At 58.2% G+C, this 14209-nt stretch carries 17 protein-coding genes and 1 tRNA gene; 10 read left to right on the top strand and 8 right to left on the bottom strand.

Features of this window, described 5'->3' with window-relative positions; translation table 11 throughout:
- The 7 genes from GS611_RS04240 to GS611_RS04210 all read right to left on the bottom strand — a co-directional run bounded on the left by GS611_RS04240 (nt 1) and on the right by GS611_RS04210 (nt 5722).
- A complete protein-coding gene (locus GS611_RS04240; protein ID WP_171632531.1) occupies nt 1–774 on the bottom strand; it encodes an ABC transporter ATP-binding protein in 774 nt (257 codons plus the stop codon).
- On the bottom strand, nt 771–1535 hold the full coding sequence (locus tag GS611_RS04235; RefSeq protein WP_171632529.1) for an ABC transporter ATP-binding protein: 765 nt from the start codon (nt 1533–1535) through the stop codon (nt 771–773). The genes GS611_RS04240 and GS611_RS04235 overlap by 4 nt, the downstream gene beginning before the upstream one ends.
- Entirely contained in the window at nt 1532–2629 is a 1098-nt protein-coding gene (locus GS611_RS04230; RefSeq protein WP_171632527.1) for a branched-chain amino acid ABC transporter permease, read from the bottom strand. The genes GS611_RS04235 and GS611_RS04230 overlap by 4 nt, the downstream gene beginning before the upstream one ends.
- 3 nt (nt 2630–2632) lie before the next feature.
- Nucleotides 2633–3508: a branched-chain amino acid ABC transporter permease gene (locus tag GS611_RS04225; protein ID WP_171168199.1), complete on the bottom strand. Its 876-nt coding sequence runs from the start codon at nt 3506–3508 to the stop codon at nt 2633–2635.
- Nucleotides 3509–3583: 75 nt separating this feature from the next.
- Nucleotides 3584–4612 carry an alcohol dehydrogenase catalytic domain-containing protein gene (locus GS611_RS04220; RefSeq protein ID WP_171632525.1) on the bottom strand — a complete coding sequence of 343 codons (1029 nt, stop codon included), beginning with the start codon at nt 4610–4612 and terminating at the stop codon, nt 3584–3586.
- Nucleotides 4613–4813: 201 nt separating this feature from the next.
- Nucleotides 4814–5371 (bottom strand): hypothetical protein, encoded by a 558-nt coding sequence (locus GS611_RS04215; RefSeq protein WP_171632522.1) that lies wholly within the window; start codon nt 5369–5371, stop codon nt 4814–4816.
- A gap of 261 nt (nt 5372–5632) precedes the next feature.
- Nucleotides 5633–5722: transfer RNA gene (locus GS611_RS04210), tRNA-Ser, on the bottom strand.
- Nucleotides 5723–5845: 123 nt separating this feature from the next.
- Here GS611_RS04210 and GS611_RS04205 point away from each other — a divergent pair.
- From GS611_RS04205 to GS611_RS04165, 9 genes are all read left to right on the top strand, one after another.
- Nucleotides 5846–6688: a DUF2059 domain-containing protein gene (locus GS611_RS04205; RefSeq protein ID WP_171632520.1), complete on the top strand. Its 843-nt coding sequence runs from the start codon at nt 5846–5848 to the stop codon at nt 6686–6688.
- The gene (locus GS611_RS04200; RefSeq protein WP_171632517.1) at nt 6688–7488 is read left to right on the top strand and encodes a DUF2059 domain-containing protein; all 801 of its coding nucleotides are present in this window, start codon (nt 6688–6690) and stop codon (nt 7486–7488) included. Before GS611_RS04205 ends, GS611_RS04200 begins: the two co-directional genes overlap by 1 nt.
- A gap of 219 nt (nt 7489–7707) precedes the next feature.
- Nucleotides 7708–8319, top strand: a complete 612-nt coding sequence (locus tag GS611_RS04195) for a 50S ribosomal protein L21 (RefSeq protein ID WP_171632514.1) — start codon at nt 7708–7710, stop codon at nt 8317–8319.
- 11 nt (nt 8320–8330) lie between these two features.
- Nucleotides 8331–8600 (top strand): 50S ribosomal protein L27, encoded by a 270-nt coding sequence (rpmA, locus tag GS611_RS04190; protein WP_010440093.1) that lies wholly within the window; start codon nt 8331–8333, stop codon nt 8598–8600.
- A gap of 95 nt (nt 8601–8695) precedes the next feature.
- Nucleotides 8696–9304, top strand: a complete 609-nt coding sequence (locus tag GS611_RS04185) for a LysE family translocator (RefSeq protein WP_152457963.1) — start codon at nt 8696–8698, stop codon at nt 9302–9304.
- Nucleotides 9301–9837 (top strand): GNAT family N-acetyltransferase, encoded by a 537-nt coding sequence (locus GS611_RS04180; protein WP_152457964.1) that lies wholly within the window; start codon nt 9301–9303, stop codon nt 9835–9837. The genes GS611_RS04185 and GS611_RS04180 overlap by 4 nt, the downstream gene beginning before the upstream one ends.
- Before the next feature lie 38 nt (nt 9838–9875).
- Nucleotides 9876–10910, top strand: a complete 1035-nt coding sequence (gene obgE / locus GS611_RS04175) for a GTPase ObgE (RefSeq protein ID WP_171632510.1) — start codon at nt 9876–9878, stop codon at nt 10908–10910.
- Complete coding sequence (gene proB / locus GS611_RS04170) at nt 10898–12004, top strand: glutamate 5-kinase (RefSeq protein ID WP_171632507.1); 1107 nt, start codon at nt 10898–10900, stop codon at nt 12002–12004. Before obgE ends, proB begins: the two co-directional genes overlap by 13 nt.
- A 32-nt stretch (nt 12005–12036) precedes the next feature.
- Nucleotides 12037–13299: a glutamate-5-semialdehyde dehydrogenase gene (locus GS611_RS04165; protein WP_171632505.1), complete on the top strand. Its 1263-nt coding sequence runs from the start codon at nt 12037–12039 to the stop codon at nt 13297–13299.
- On the opposite strand, the gene GS611_RS04160 is transcribed toward GS611_RS04165, so the two are convergent.
- A complete protein-coding gene (locus GS611_RS04160; protein ID WP_171632504.1) occupies nt 13296–13892 on the bottom strand; it encodes a histidine phosphotransferase family protein in 597 nt (198 codons plus the stop codon). The two genes, GS611_RS04165 and GS611_RS04160, sit on opposite strands and share 4 nt — an antisense overlap.
- A gap of 43 nt (nt 13893–13935) precedes the next feature.
- Between GS611_RS04160 and GS611_RS04155 the strand changes: the two genes are divergently transcribed.
- On the top strand, nt 13936–14118 hold the full coding sequence (locus tag GS611_RS04155; protein ID WP_050602459.1) for a DUF3553 domain-containing protein: 183 nt from the start codon (nt 13936–13938) through the stop codon (nt 14116–14118).
- Nucleotides 14119–14209: the final 91 nt, after the last annotated feature.

Raw genomic sequence — 14209 nt, 5'->3', positions numbered from 1 at the left:
TTACCTCCACGTCTTCTTGCGTTTCCAACGGCGACTTTCGCGTGCGCCTTCCTCCTGCACGCCAAGATAGAAGTTCTGGATGTCTTCGGATTTCAGCAACGTATCCGCAGCGCCGTCCATGACGATGCGGCCTACCTCCATCACGTATCCATGATGCGCCAGCCGCAACGCCGCATTGGCGTTCTGTTCGACCAGCAGCATCGTCATATGCTGTTCTTCGTTCAGACGTTTCAGAATGGCGAATATTTCCTGCACCAAAAGCGGTGACAGACCCAGCGACGGCTCATCCAGCAGCATGATGCGGGGACGGGCCATCAGTCCCCGTCCGATTGCCAGCATCTGTTGCTGCCCGCCCGAAAGGGTGCCGGCCTCTTGCGTGCGACGATCTTTCAGAACGGGAAAGTAACTGAAAACAAGCTCGCGATCTTGGTCGATCTGCACTTTGTCCGTTCGGGTATACGCGCCGAGGCTCAGGTTTTCATCGACGGTGAGCAGAGGAAACACCTCGCGCCCTTCGGGCACATGCACGAGTCCGCGCTGGACGACGGTATGCGGCTCGGCCCCCTGAATGTCGTCTCCATCAAAGGTGATCGTGCCTTTTTCCGGATCCATCACCCCCGAGACGGTTTTCATCAACGTCGTCTTGCCGGCACCGTTTGCGCCAAGGATCGAAACGATCGTGCCTTCGTGAACGTCCAGCGAAACACCGCGAATGGCCATGATCGGGCCATAAAAGCTTTCGACATTTCGGATTTTCAGGATTGGCGCGCTCATGAAGCTTTCCCAAGATAGGCTTCGATCACTGCCGGGTGCGATTGAACTTCGGCCGGGGTCCCAAGCGCCAGTTTTGCGCCGTCTGCCATGGCCAGAACCCGGTCTGACACGCCCGAGACCAGGCCCATGTCATGTTCCACCATCAAAACGGTGATGCCCATCTGCCGACGGATATCATCGATCCACCAACGCATGTCCGTTGTTTCTTCCACGGACAACCCCGAGGCCGGCTCATCCAGCAGCAAGAGTTTTGGGTCAGTCGCCAAAGCCCGTGCAACTTCGACCACTTTGCGCACGCCGTAGGGCAGCCCCGATATCATCTTGTCGCGATAGGCTTGCAGGTCGAGAAAGTCGATGATCCGTTCCACTTTCTCGCGGTTTTCCAGTTCCTGTCGCTTTGCCGACGGGGTGAAAAGAATCTCGGAAATCAGGTTTGTCCTGCGGTGGCGGTGGCGTCCGACCAGCAGGTTTTGCAGGACGGTTGCGTGTTCGAACAACTCGATGTTCTGAAATGTCCGTGCGACGCCATAGGCGGCGACACCGGACGGTTTGACCCGAAGCAGATCATGACCGTCATACCGGATCGCCCCGTCAACGGGATCGTAGAACCGGGAAATCAGGTTGAATACAGTGGACTTGCCCGCACCGTTTGGGCCGACGATGGCAAAGACTTCACCTTCCCGAACGTCGAATGACAGGTTATCCACCGCCGTCAGGCCGCCGAACTTGAGGGTGACATTTTCGAACTCCAGCAAGCTCATCTCAGACGCTCCGTCTTGAGATAGGATTTCTGCCGTTTGAACATGTCTTTTCGATAGAAGGGGAACAGCTCGAACCAGGTGCGGATCTTCAGCCAGCGGCCATAGATGCCCATGGGTTCGAACAGGATGAAAGCGATCAGGATCATGCCGAAGATGCCGAACTCCAACCCCGGAATGGCGACTGTATTGCCGCCGAACAGGGCGCCGGCATATTCTTTTGAGATCGACAGAAACTGCGGCAGGAACCCGATCACGATCGCGCCCAGAAACGCGCCGTGGATCGACCCCAGCCCGCCGATGACGATCATCATAAGCAGTTGGATCGAGATCAGAACACTGAAGGTTTCGTTGTTAAACGCTCCGGCGAACAATCCCATCAGCGCCCCGGCCCAGCCCGTCACCGCGCAGGACAACGCGAAAGAGATCATCTTTGTCCGCGCGATGTCGATGCCCATCGCCTGGGCCGAAACCTCAGAGTCGCGCACCGCGATGAAGCTGCGCCCCAAAGGCGCGCGCAGCAGGTTGATATATCCCAGTGTGACCAGAACGGCGACGGTCAGGACCAGCCAGAAAAACTGATCGGGCGTTCCCCAGCGGTCTACCAGATGGCCGAAGATTTCGACCCCGCCGACATATTTGCCCGCAACACCGCCGGTGATGGGTTCGGACAGAACGATGATGTCGTCCATCAGGATAGAAAGCGCCATGGTGAAGATGGCCAGATAGATGCCATGCAGGCGCAGGGCAGGGATCGCGACCGTCACGCCCGCTATCCCGGTCAGAATGCCCGCCAGCGGGAAAGCAACCAGAAAGGGCACCCCGGCTTCAATCAGGGCAACGTTGGCATAGCAGCCAAAAGCCAGAAAGGCTGCGTGGCCCAGACTGACTTGCCCTGTATGCCCGGTCAGGACCATCAGACCCAACCCGGCGATGGCCCAGATCAGGACGTTGGTCAGCTCGCCCAGATAGAACTCATCCAGCCACCACGGGGCTGCGGCAACGACCGTCAGAAGGATCAGATGCAGGACAAGCTGGTAACGGTCTTTCCACGGGCGGATATCCTGCATGTAGTCGGTTTTGAAGATGATCCGCATGGCTCAGACCTTTTTGACCCGAACCTGACTGAACAACCCGTTGGGGCGAAAGATCAGCACGGCCAGCAGCAGGGCGTATGGCGCGATCTGGCTGTAACCCGCCGCTATATAGCGGCTGGCGAAGGGCTCGATCACCCCGACGACAAGACCACCAGCCAGCGCCCCGGGCAGGCTTCCGAACCCGCCGATGACGGCGGCGGCAAATGCCTTGATTCCCAGCAATCCCGTTGTCGGATCCACGGCGCCCTTGGCGGCGAACAGAATTCCTGCAATCCCCGCAACGATCCCGGCCAGCGCCCAGATGAACCCCTGAACCCGCTTGACAGGCACGCCCATGTAATACGCCGCCAGCTGGTTTTGCGACGCCCCCTGCATCGCCAGCCCGAGTTTGGAACGGTTGAAAAAGACGTAAAGGCCCCATGTCAGCAGGATGGTGACGACGATCACGGCGACATCCTCCAGCCCCAGTACAAGGCCGCCAAAGCGCAGCTCTTTCCCCGCAAGCGGGTTTTGCAGCGTTTGCGGTTCGTGCCCCCAGATCAATCCGGCCACGAAACGGATCACAAAGCCCAGGGCGATGGTCAGGATAACGACGGCGGTCTGACTTTCGCCAAACAGGCGACGGATGATCAGGCGATCCAGAAGATATCCCAATGCCCCCATGATCCCCAGTGAGATCGGCAGGGCCAGCCAGAACGGCAGGCCCATATATTCGGTGTTGGTCAGGCCGATGGTGACAAAGGCCCCCAGCATCATGAAATCGCCCTGTGCGAAGTTCACCGCTTCGGTCGCCTTGTAGATCAGAACAAAGCCAAGCGCGATCAGGCCATAGACACACCCGTTTGCCAGTCCGCTGATCAGCAGCTGCGCGTTATCCAAACTGTCCTCCCTCGACCGGTTTGCCGGTGTCGCGTTCCGCCCGCGCGCATCCTCCGGTGACGCGGGTTTGTTCTACTATGGCGTTATTATCACCTTGCCGTCACTCTTTTTCAGCGCATCAGCCAGGTTTGGCACAAGATTTCTGAGTGTAAGGTGTTCAGAAACATCCGTTTTCCAGCGCCCGTCGGCAAACCGGGCCTGAACTTCGGCCACAACTCGCATCTGATCGGCGGGCGGGGTCGACATCATCCAGCTTGTCAGCCAGAACCCTTCGATCCGCTTTCCCATGAAAATCAACTGCCCTGTCTGAGTCAGTGTCGGCGCCTCGGTAGACAGCTTGCCATAACTGATCCAGCGCGCCCGGTTGGGCATGGCGCAGAACAATTGTTCGGACAATTGGTCCGTCACGGCATCCAGAAACACGCGCGGTTTCAACTGCGCGCTCAGATCCGCAAACTTTGCGACAATGTTTTCGTCGGTTGTCACAAGCACTTCGACCGCGCCAAGGTCTTTCAACATCCCTGCCGTCTCGGCCCGGCGTACCAAAGCGATCGGCTTCAAACCCAGATCCCGACCAAGGCTGCACATCAGCTTGCCCAACTGGCTGGTCGCGGCTGATACCACAAAGGCATCGCCGTCGGCCTTGGCCATATCCACCATAGCCATCGCCGTCATTGGATTGACGATCTGAGCGGCCCCGTCATCGTCCGAGATATCAGGGCGCAGAGGGATGCACATCTGCATCTGTGTGACGACATATTCCGCCCAGGCCCCCGATCCGGCGGCGACGAACGCAACGCGTTGCCCTTGCAAGGCCTCGGCGCCCTTTCCTGCGGCCACGACGTCTCCGCATCCTTCAAATCCGGCGGGGGATCCCTTTACCCTCGGCTGCCCGTATTCACCCTTGATGAAATGCAGATCGGACGGATTGACCGAAGCCGCGCGCAAACGGATCAGCACCTGGCCCGGGCCGGGTTCAGGCGTGGGAACTTCGGCTTCTTCCAGCCAGTCGGCGGCGGTTTCAATGGCCGGTCCGGTGGCCGTACCGGAATACCCGTCATGCTTTAGGATTGCGGCGAACATAGTCTGGGGCAGGTCGGTCATCGGTTGATCCTCGAATTTGGCTGAATCAAAGCGCGCGCCTTGTCCGAAAAGCCTTCAGACCAGTCGGGCAGGGCGCGGGCATTTTGTCAGGCACAGCCAATCAAAAGCCGCGCAAGAGGTCAATTCAACGACACCGTAACGTAGGGGCAGCGCAGATGCGCCCAGGGGCAAAGGCCGACCCGTGGATCGGCCTTCAACACTTTACTGTTGGGTCAGCAGGTTGGTTAGTTCCTGAATTTTCTGAACAATCGTTTCAGGCGAATCCTTGATATCGTTCACAATCTTGATCGCCTGATCTTTCAGATCGGTGGCCAGAGTGCTGTCCTGAATGGATGTCATAATGCCATCATAGTCGAAGTTGGTCGGGTCCAGCTTGCCTTCCTGAATCCATGAGTTCAGCAACTCCTGCCCTTGACCGGCCAGCGCGGCCACCTGATCGCTGGCCTCCTGAGCAGCATCAGAGGCCTGATCCGCCACCGATGACGCTGCTTCGCTTGCCTGATCTGCAACCGATGACGCGGCTTCTGTCGCTTGGTCCGTCAGCGACGAAGCTGCTTCGGCGACTTGTTCGGTCGCGGCATCGACAGCGTCAGAGGCAGCGTCCTGTACAGATGAAGCTGCGTCGGTCACCGCTTCGGCGGCTTCTTCTGCCGCAGTTTCCAAACGCTCAGCGGGTGTGGGTTCGGGTTGATTGAGGTAATAGTATCCGCCAGCGCCAATTGCGGCGATGACGATGGCAAGAATAAGAGTACGCGACATGTGTGTCTCCTTTGGAAATTGTGTCGCCGGGATGCGCTAAAAATAACTCAGGTACAAAGGGGAATTCCCGATAATTCTCAGCAGAATAGAGTATAAGCCGGGCTATGCTCATTGTCCTTTGAAACGCGGCAAGAACACGCCTGCACAAAGATGAGGCGACCGGTTTTGGCAGCGATCCGCCGGGAATGGCCTGCAGACGCAACCAATTTTCGGGCGCTTCCTGAGGGCCCAAAAGGCAGCATTGAGCCAGCATTGGGATAGTGGCGGAGAGACAGGGATTCGAACCCTGGGTGGGCTTGCACCCACAACGGTTTTCGAGACCGCCCCGTTCGACCACTCCGGCACCTCTCCGCGGGGGTCTGTGAGGGGGGGATTTAGTGAGGAACGGGCAGGGGTGCAAGCAGAAAATTCGGGAATTGAAGAAACCCGGGATTTTCCGTTGCCTGCCAGCGCAAAACTCCTAGTCTGATATCTATGATACAGTTTGTACGCCGCTCCGCCTTTTGGTTTCTGGCCCCGCTCTTTGCGCTTGTTCTGATCCCCATGGAACTTTCCGCCGCCAGCCGCGATCGGATAGAGGCCTTTCTGACCACGACCGGGTTTGACGTTGCCCTGGAAAGCATCGCGCTAAGCTCGAGGTCTGCCCCCCAGATGCTGGGGATTGATCCGGATGGATTCGGATCGGATTGGACGCGTCTGGCAGACGAAGTCTTTGACGTCGGCGCCATGCATGAGACCGCGGTTTCCATCCTCGAACAAACCCTGAGTGATGAGGCCCTGACACACGCGGTTGACTTTTATGCGTCGGATCTGGGGCAGCGCCTGGTAGAGGCCGAGAACGTCTCGCATATGCTTGAGGACGATGAAGCTAAGCAGCTGGAAGGCCAAAAAATCATCGCAAACCTGATCAAGGACGGATCGCAACGGGTCGAAAGTTTCAAGCGTATGAACAAGGCGATCGATTCGACCGGTACCGCAGTGCGGGCCCTGCAAGAAATTCAGGTGCGTTTTCTTCTGGCAGCCAGCGCTTCAGGTGTCATTGACCTGCAACTTGATGCGGATGAATTGCGTGCGCTGATGAAGCGGAACGAAGCCGGTATGCGCCAGTCACTGCAACTGTCCAGCCTTGCGGGGGCAGCCTATACCTATCAGGACTTTTCCGATGCGGATGTCGACTCGTATGTCGAGGCGCTGGAACAACCCCTGATGCAGGAAGTGTATGAATTGCTGAACGCGATCCAATACGAAATTATGGCCATGCGGTTCGAAGTACTTGCGGCCCGAATGGCCGAACTGCATCCCGCGCAGGATATTTGATGCACCGCGTTTTTCTGACGATTGCGTTTGTTCTGTGGGGCGCACAATTGCTGGCCGATCAAAAGGTCGACCGGCTGGCGCAGGCCATGCACTTGTCGCATGTGATGGAAATTCTCGTACAGGAAGGTCAGGGTCACCGCGAGGAACTTGACGAAACGCTGTTGGACAATACCGGGGGCGCCTATTTTGAAGCGCAGGTCAAAGATATTTACGACCCGGTCTGGATGCAGGAATTCCTGACGGATGCCTTTGAGGCGGGTCTGTCCGTTGCCCAGCTTGATCAGGCGATCCTGTTTTTCGAAAGCGATCTTGGTCAGACGATCGTGTCGCTGGAAAACTCGGCCCGGCAGGCGATGTCGGACCAGGCCATCGAGGACATGGCCCGCGAAGCTTACGAGTCCGTTGAGCGCGACTCGACCCGTTTCGAGTTGGTCGATGAGTACATCCAGGCGAATGACCTTGTCGAAAAGAACGTTCATGGGGCGCTGAGTTCCGACTTCAGCTTCTTTCAGGGTCTTGATGTCGATGCGCAAGGCGACGATCAGGAATTGCTGGCCGAACTTCTTTCACAGAAAGAAAGCCGCGCAGCAGAAACCGAGGCGTGGCTTTATTCTTTTCTTCTGATGGCCTATCGGCCCTTGGACGAGGCCCAGATGCGCGAGAATATTGCGTTTTCCAGAACCGAAACCGGGCGCGCCCTGAATGAGGCGCTGTTTGACGGCTTTGACCGGATGTTCAACGATATCTCTTTCCGATTGGGGCGGACGGTCGCACAGACACTTAGGGCGTCTGATCTCTGACGACGCTTTGGTGTTGACTTTTCCCGGCGATCTATGGATAAGCGCGCATCCCGGCCGGTTTTCCGTGCCGGGTATCGTTATTATTTGACCCTTGGGATGTCCTGATGGTCATTCACACAGCCCGAAAAGGGCGCGCTGTTCGAGGTGGCTTTCAAGTGTCTTGGGGCCGAAAACTCCCGGAAGGGGACCACAGAACGCGGTTAGACAAAGGAAAGACGCATGTTTGCGGTCCTCAAGACTGGCGGCAAGCAGTACAAGGTTCAGGCGGGTGATATCCTCCGCGTTGAAAAGCTGGCTGCCGACGCAGGTGAAAAAGTTCAATTCAACGATGTTCTGATGCTGGGCGGTGACGCTCCGGTTGTTGGCGCACCTTTCGTTGAAGGCGCAGGCGTACAGGCCGAAGTGATCGAACAGATCAAAGGTGACAAGGTCATCAAGTTCGTCAAGCGCCGTCGTAAGCACAGCTCGAAGCGTACCGTTGGCCACCGTCAGAAGCTGACTCTGGTCAAGATCACCGACATCCTGTCGTCGGGCGCTGACAAGTCGGGCATCAAGGCTGCAACCGGTTCGGCTCCGGCTGGCGAAGCGGCACCTGCTGCTAAGCCTGCCAAGAAAGCTGCAGCCAAAGCAGAGGCACCCGCCGCTGCTGCCGCTGACGATCTGACCAAGCTGAACGGTGTCGGCCCTGCCGCTGCCAAAAAGCTGGTTGAAGCCGGTATCGAGAGCTTTGCCGCTCTGGCCGCCTTGTCGGACGAGCAGATTGCTGCTATCGAAACGGTCAAAGTGAAACCCGAATGGGTTGAGCAGGCCAAAGAGCTGGCCAAAGGCTAAGGAGAGAGAGAATGGCACATAAAAAAGCTGGCGGTTCCTCCCGTAACGGCCGCGACTCAGCGGGTCGTCGCCTTGGCGTGAAACTGTATGGTGGCCAGGCTGCCATCGCAGGCAACATCATCGTGCGTCAGCGCGGCACCAAGTTCTGGCCGGGCGAAGGCGTCGGTATGGGCAAGGATCACACCATCTTTGCAACTGTGGATGGCGCCGTGAAGTTCCACAAGGGGCTCAAAAACCGCACCTTCATTTCGGTCCTGCCAGTGGCGGAGGCCGCAGAGTAAGCCGAAACCCAGAAGGTTTAAGAAAAATTCATGGGGGACCGGCACAAAGTGCCGGTCCCTTTTTCGTTTTAACGCAGTCGTGATCAAACAAACCGATGACAGTTGCAACCACCAGTTTCCTGATCTTTGCCGCCAGCCAGGTCGGCACGCCAGGACCGGCCAACATGGTCCTGCTGGGTACTGGTGCGCGTTTTGGATTTCGCGCCGCGTTGCCTTTTGTCGGGGGTGTTATCCTTGGGAAGCAGTTGATCATTTGGCCGGTCGGCTTTGGATTGCTGCATCTCGCGGATCAGGCACCCGCGGTGTTTACGGTGCTTAAATACGCGTCAGCGGCCTATATTTTTTGGCTGGCGTGGAAGATCGCCAACACGCGTTTGTCGCGACAACAGGCTGAAGGGAACGCCCCCGGCTTTCTGGCCGGGCTGATTGTTCATCCGCTCAACCCCAAGGCCTGGGCCATGATCATTGCCGGGTTCACCGGGTTCGTGGCTGCGGGCACCCCCAGTTTCGAAGCGACGGTTACGATTGCTCTGTGTTTGTTGTTTTGCCAGGTGATCCTTCATCCGATCTGGACTTTTGCGGGCGATAGAATTGCCCATGCGGTTGAAGGACGACCCGTTGAAAAATATCTGATGTGGACGTTGGCAGGCCTTACGGTTGCGTCCGTACTTTTCGTGTTGTTCGGAGGAGGAACACACCCATGAAACTTGAAACAATAATAAATCAGCCGGTCATAGAAACCGAGCGGTTCGATCTGCGCCCTCTGCGTCGTTCGGATATGGGGCTGATCGAGCACTATGCCGGTGATGAGCGTGTGGCGCGCATGACGACGAGTATCGCGCATCCTTTGGCCCCCGGCTCGACCGAGGCCTTTGTGACGCGCTCAATGGCCGAGGACCGGGACGAGGACGTCTGGGTCATGGATGCCACCAAGGACGGCGGTCCGGAACTGATTGGTCTGATCACGCTGAAGCGGCTGGATCGGAACCAGTCCGAAGTCGGCTATTGGGTGGCGCCGATCTACTGGAACACTGGCATTGCGTCGATGGCTGTTGAAGCACTGGTAAATGCCAACCCGCTGAAAAACGCGACGATGTTTGCCAGCGTGTTTCAGGACAATCCGGCGTCGGCCCGGGTCCTGACTCATTGCGGGTTCCAGTATCTTGGCGATGCAGAAAGCTATTCGGTGGCGCGTGATGCGAATGTGCCCACCTGGACATACAGTAAAAAACTCTGACTTGTGGCCGATGGGGCCTTTGCAGTAGGGGACAGACCATGAAATTTCTCGATCTTGCAAAGGTCTACATCCGGTCCGGGGCCGGCGGTAGCGGCTGCGTCAGCTTCCGACGCGAAAAATACATCGAATACGGCGGCCCTGATGGCGGGGACGGCGGTAAGGGCGGTTCTGTCTGGGCCGAGGTCGTGGACGGGCTGAACACCCTGATCGACTTCCGGTATCAGCAGCATTTCTTTGCCAAGAACGGCCAGCCGGGCAGGGGGCAGCAACGTACCGGCAAGGATGGCGATGACATTGTCCTGCGTGTGCCTGTTGGCACCGAGATCCTGGATGAGGATGAAGAAACCGTCATCTGCGATCTGACCGAGGTGGGACAGCGCGTTCTACTGGCGAAAGGGGGCAATGGCGGTTTCGGCAATCTGCACTTCAAATCGGCCACCAACCAGGCCCCCCGGCGTGCAAATCCGGGGCAGGCGGGCATTGACCGCACGATCTGGCTGCGTCTGAAGCTGATCGCCGATGTGGGCCTGCTGGGCATGCCGAATGCAGGCAAATCGACCTTTCTTGCAGCCACGTCAAACGCGCGGCCCAAGATCGCGGATTATCCGTTTACCACGCTGCACCCAAATCTGGGTGTCGTGGGGGTCGACAACGTGGAATTCGTGGTGGCTGACATCCCCGGCCTGATCGAAGGCGCGCATGAAGGACGCGGGATAGGCGACCGCTTTCTTGGTCATGTTGAGCGCTGCGCCGTGCTGCTGCATCTTGTCGATGGTACCTCGGAAACGGTAGCCGATGATTACCGCACAATTATCCACGAGCTGGAGGCCTATGGTGGCGAACTGGCCCAGAAACCCCGGATCACCGTCCTGAACAAGGTCGATGCACTGGATGACGAAGAACGTGATTTGGCCAAAGCCGAGCTTGAAGAGGCCGTTGGCGGCCCTGTGATGATGATGTCCGGTGTTGCTCATCAAGGTGTAACCGAGGTTTTGCGTGCGTTGCGCGGCCAGATCGATGACAATCGTGTTCTTCAGAAATCCGCTGAGGAGACGCAGCCTTGGCAACCCTGACTTCAGCCCGCCGATTGGTTGTCAAAATCGGGTCGGCTTTGCTTGTTGATCGCGAAACCGGCCTGTTGCGCAAGGAATGGTTGTTTTCGTTGGCGCAGGATGTCGCATGGCTCAAGGGGCAGGGGATAGATGTAATCCTCGTCTCGTCCGGGTCGATTGCACTGGGCCGCGGCGTTTTGGGGCTGTCCATGGCGACATTGCCTTTGGAAAAGTCGCAAGCCGCCGCTGCCGTCGGGCAAATTCGTCTGGCGCGCGCATATGAAGAGGCGTTGACGCCTCATGGGATCACCACGGCGCAGGTTTTGGTGACATTGGAGGACAGCGAGGATCGCCGCCGCTATCTGAATTCACGCGCGACCCTGGAAACTCTGCTGGGTTTGGGTGTCGTGCCGATCGTCAACGAAAACGATACCGTGGCAACGGATGAGATCCGGTATGGCGACAATGATCGTCTGGCCGCGCAAATCGCGGTGACCGTGGGGGCGGACCAGTTGATCCTGCTGTCGGATGTCGATGGTTTCTATTCGGGCAACCCCAACGAGGACGCCTCGGCCACGCGTTTCGAAACAATCGACAAGATCACGCCCGAGATCGAAGCCATGGCGGGCGATGCGGGCTCTGGCTTGTCAAAGGGCGGAATGAAGACAAAGCTGCTGGCCGCCAAGATGGCCACCGCGGGCGGATGTGCGATGGCGATCACGGAAGGGTCGGTTCTGAACCCTCTGAAAACGCTGGAAAATGGCGCAAACTGTACGTGGTTTACCGCAACGCTGGATCCGCACGCTGCGCGCAAGCGTTGGATTTCAGCCATGAAACCGCGTGGCGAAATCACCATCGATGAAGGGGCTGCCAACGCCCTGGCAAATGGCAAAAGCCTGTTGCCCGCGGGTATTGTCGAAGTGACCGGCGATTTCGGGCGCGGCGACCCTGTCGCGATCCTTGACCCCAAAGCCCGCCGGCTGGCGCAGGGGATCAGCCGTTACACCGCGCAGGAGGCTGACGCGATCAAGGGGCGCAAGTCGTCCGAGATCGAGGCGACCCTTGGATATCCCGGCCGTGCGGCCTTGATTCACCGGGATGATCTGGCCCTGTAAATACTGAAAAGACGACCTGAAAGGCACGCGACATGAAAGATTTCGACAGCATTCCCGCTCTGATGGCTGATCTTGGGAAACGTGCCAAAGCGGCATCGCGCGATCTGGCTTTTGCGAGCCCAGAACGCAAACATGCCGCCCTGATTGCAGCGGCCGACGCGGTTTGGGCCAATCGGGCGCAGATCATCGAAGCCAACCGGAAGGATCTGGAGTTCGGCCGAGAAAAAGGTCTGAGCCCGGCGATGATGGATCGGCTGATGCTGGATGAGGCGCGTGTTCAGGGCATGGTCGATGGTCTGCGCGCGGTGGCTGAACAGACCGATCCGGTGGGCGAAGTGCTGGCCGAATGGGACCGCCCGACCGGATTGAAAATCCAACGCGTACGCACCCCGTTGGGTGTGATCGGCGTGATCTATGAAAGCCGCCCCAATGTCACGGCCGACGCAGGTGCGCTGTGTCTGAAATCCGGAAATGCCGTCATTCTGCGCGGCGGCTCCGAGAGCTTTCATTCTTCGACTGCTATTCATGCCTGCCTGGTCGAGGGGCTGAAGGCCGCCGATCTGCCGGAAGATGCGATTCAACTGGTGCCGACGCGTGACCGTGCGGCGGTTCAGGAATTGCTGACCATGACCGACTATGTCGACGTCATCGTTCCGCGCGGCGGCAAGGGGTTGGTCGGGCTGGTCCAGCGTGAGGCCCGTGTGCCTGTTTTTGCCCATCTTGAAGGCATCGTGCACATCTATGTCGACAAGGCCGCTGATCCGCAGAAAACGCTGGACGTGGTGTTGAACGCCAAGACGCGCCGTACCGGGATTTGCGGCGCTGCCGAATGCCTGCTGATCCATCAGGACATCGCCGAAACGCTGGGGCGTGACGTGATCGCCGCGCTGCTGAAAGCAGGGGTCGAGGTACACGCCGAAGGTGCACTTGCGGTCGAGGGTACAATTCCCGCGACGGCGGAGGATTGGGGAAAAGAGTTTCTGGACAGCGCGATCGCGGCCAAGCCCGTCGTCGATATCGACGCCGCCATCGCGCATATCCAACATTACGGGTCGAACCATACCGACTGTATCATGACCGAGGATGACAGGGCCGCGGCCCGTTTCTTTGAGCGCTTGGATAGCGCGATTCTGATGCACAACGCTTCGACTCAGTTCGCCGATGGTGGTGAATTCGGGATGGGCGCCGAGATCGGTATCGCCACGGGCAAAATGCATGCCCGCGGCCCGGTGGGGGCCGCCCAGTTGACCAGTTTCAAATATCTGGTGCGCGGGAACGGAACGATTCGGGATTAAAAACGCAGCACAAGGCGGGTCGCAGCGGTTTCCACGGAAACGCGCCGACCCATCGCGTTTGCCGTTTCCGGCAGCAGAGCGAACTGGACCTGTGCGGGGGTAATCTTGTTGGGGAACCGGCCGGTTGCAACGTGTTTCCATAGGGTTTTGTCTACGTTCAACTTGTCGGCAGTTCCGGTCACTGTCCAATTGGCGCCTTGGTTCTCGATCTCAACCTCTCCGCCCATCGGCATGGCACTTTCGCAGCACATGAGCGCAAGGAGCGCCAGCTTGATTTGGTTGCGCGGCATGGGCTCGGTCATAAACCAGTTTACCCGCACCCGTCCGGTGCGTTCGATGTCCTTGAGCAGTTCGGCCACTTCGGCGCGGCCCAGCGGCTGTTCTCCTGCAGATCCGAAGGCAACCCGAAAAAACCGGATACGCGCGCCCGCACTGCCGACGCTGCCCGAGATCAACTCCATCTCGGGGCCCTGGACAGCACCAACCATGTCCAACAGCTCCAGCCCGTTGGTGATCGCCCCGATCGGGCTGATCAGATCGTGGCAGATCCGTGAGCCGATCAATTCAGCCAGGTTGACGTTCGTGTTGCCCATGCATACCTCCTGCGGTATCTGCCTCAGGAACCGGAAGCCCCAAATGACAGACATGAATGCTATTCTTGCACCGGGCATGTTTGTTCGCCACCCGGATTTCCCCGAATGGGGTGTCGGACAGGTTCAGTCCAACATCGCAGGCAAGATCACCGTAAACTTTCGCGAGCAGGGGAAAGTGGTAATCGACGGAACACGCATCGCCCTGATGCCGGTCTTTGATCCGTGAAACTGGTTTAAGAAGAGTTAACGGAAAAGACCAGATTCCCACTTGTTGCCTTCCCCCGAAGAACTGAGGTATCAGCCGCGTTGATAAAACA

The sequence above is a fragment of the Ruegeria sp. HKCCD6119 genome (assembly GCF_013110585.1).
Taxonomy (GTDB): domain Bacteria; phylum Pseudomonadota; class Alphaproteobacteria; order Rhodobacterales; family Rhodobacteraceae; genus Ruegeria.
This window is presented reverse-complemented; position numbering and strand designations above follow the sequence as displayed.

Bases quoted from the DNA above. Each gene is read 5' to 3' on its own strand.
- GS611_RS04240 (WP_171632531.1), bottom strand. From the start codon at position 774: ATGAGCGCGCCAATCCTGAAAATCCGAAATGTCGAAAGCTTTTATGGC.
- GS611_RS04200 (WP_171632517.1), top strand. From the start codon at position 6,688: ATGCACCGCGTTTTTCTGACGATTGCGTTTGTTCTGTGGGGCGCACAA.
- obgE (WP_171632510.1), top strand. From the start codon at position 9,876: ATGAAATTTCTCGATCTTGCAAAGGTCTACATCCGGTCCGGGGCCGGC.
- GS611_RS04205 (WP_171632520.1), top strand. From the start codon at position 5,846: ATGATACAGTTTGTACGCCGCTCCGCCTTTTGGTTTCTGGCCCCGCTC.
- GS611_RS04215 (WP_171632522.1), bottom strand. From the start codon at position 5,371: ATGTCGCGTACTCTTATTCTTGCCATCGTCATCGCCGCAATTGGCGCT.
- GS611_RS04185 (WP_152457963.1), top strand. From the start codon at position 8,696: ATGACAGTTGCAACCACCAGTTTCCTGATCTTTGCCGCCAGCCAGGTC.
- GS611_RS04165 (WP_171632505.1), top strand. From the start codon at position 12,037: ATGAAAGATTTCGACAGCATTCCCGCTCTGATGGCTGATCTTGGGAAA.
- GS611_RS04220 (WP_171632525.1), bottom strand. From the start codon at position 4,612: ATGACCGACCTGCCCCAGACTATGTTCGCCGCAATCCTAAAGCATGAC.
- GS611_RS04155 (WP_050602459.1), top strand. From the start codon at position 13,936: ATGACAGACATGAATGCTATTCTTGCACCGGGCATGTTTGTTCGCCAC.
- GS611_RS04235 (WP_171632529.1), bottom strand. From the start codon at position 1,535: ATGAGCTTGCTGGAGTTCGAAAATGTCACCCTCAAGTTCGGCGGCCTG.
- GS611_RS04195 (WP_171632514.1), top strand. From the start codon at position 7,708: ATGTTTGCGGTCCTCAAGACTGGCGGCAAGCAGTACAAGGTTCAGGCG.
- GS611_RS04230 (WP_171632527.1), bottom strand. From the start codon at position 2,629: ATGCGGATCATCTTCAAAACCGACTACATGCAGGATATCCGCCCGTGG.
- GS611_RS04180 (WP_152457964.1), top strand. From the start codon at position 9,301: ATGAAACTTGAAACAATAATAAATCAGCCGGTCATAGAAACCGAGCGG.
- rpmA (WP_010440093.1), top strand. From the start codon at position 8,331: ATGGCACATAAAAAAGCTGGCGGTTCCTCCCGTAACGGCCGCGACTCA.
- GS611_RS04160 (WP_171632504.1), bottom strand. From the start codon at position 13,892: ATGGGCAACACGAACGTCAACCTGGCTGAATTGATCGGCTCACGGATC.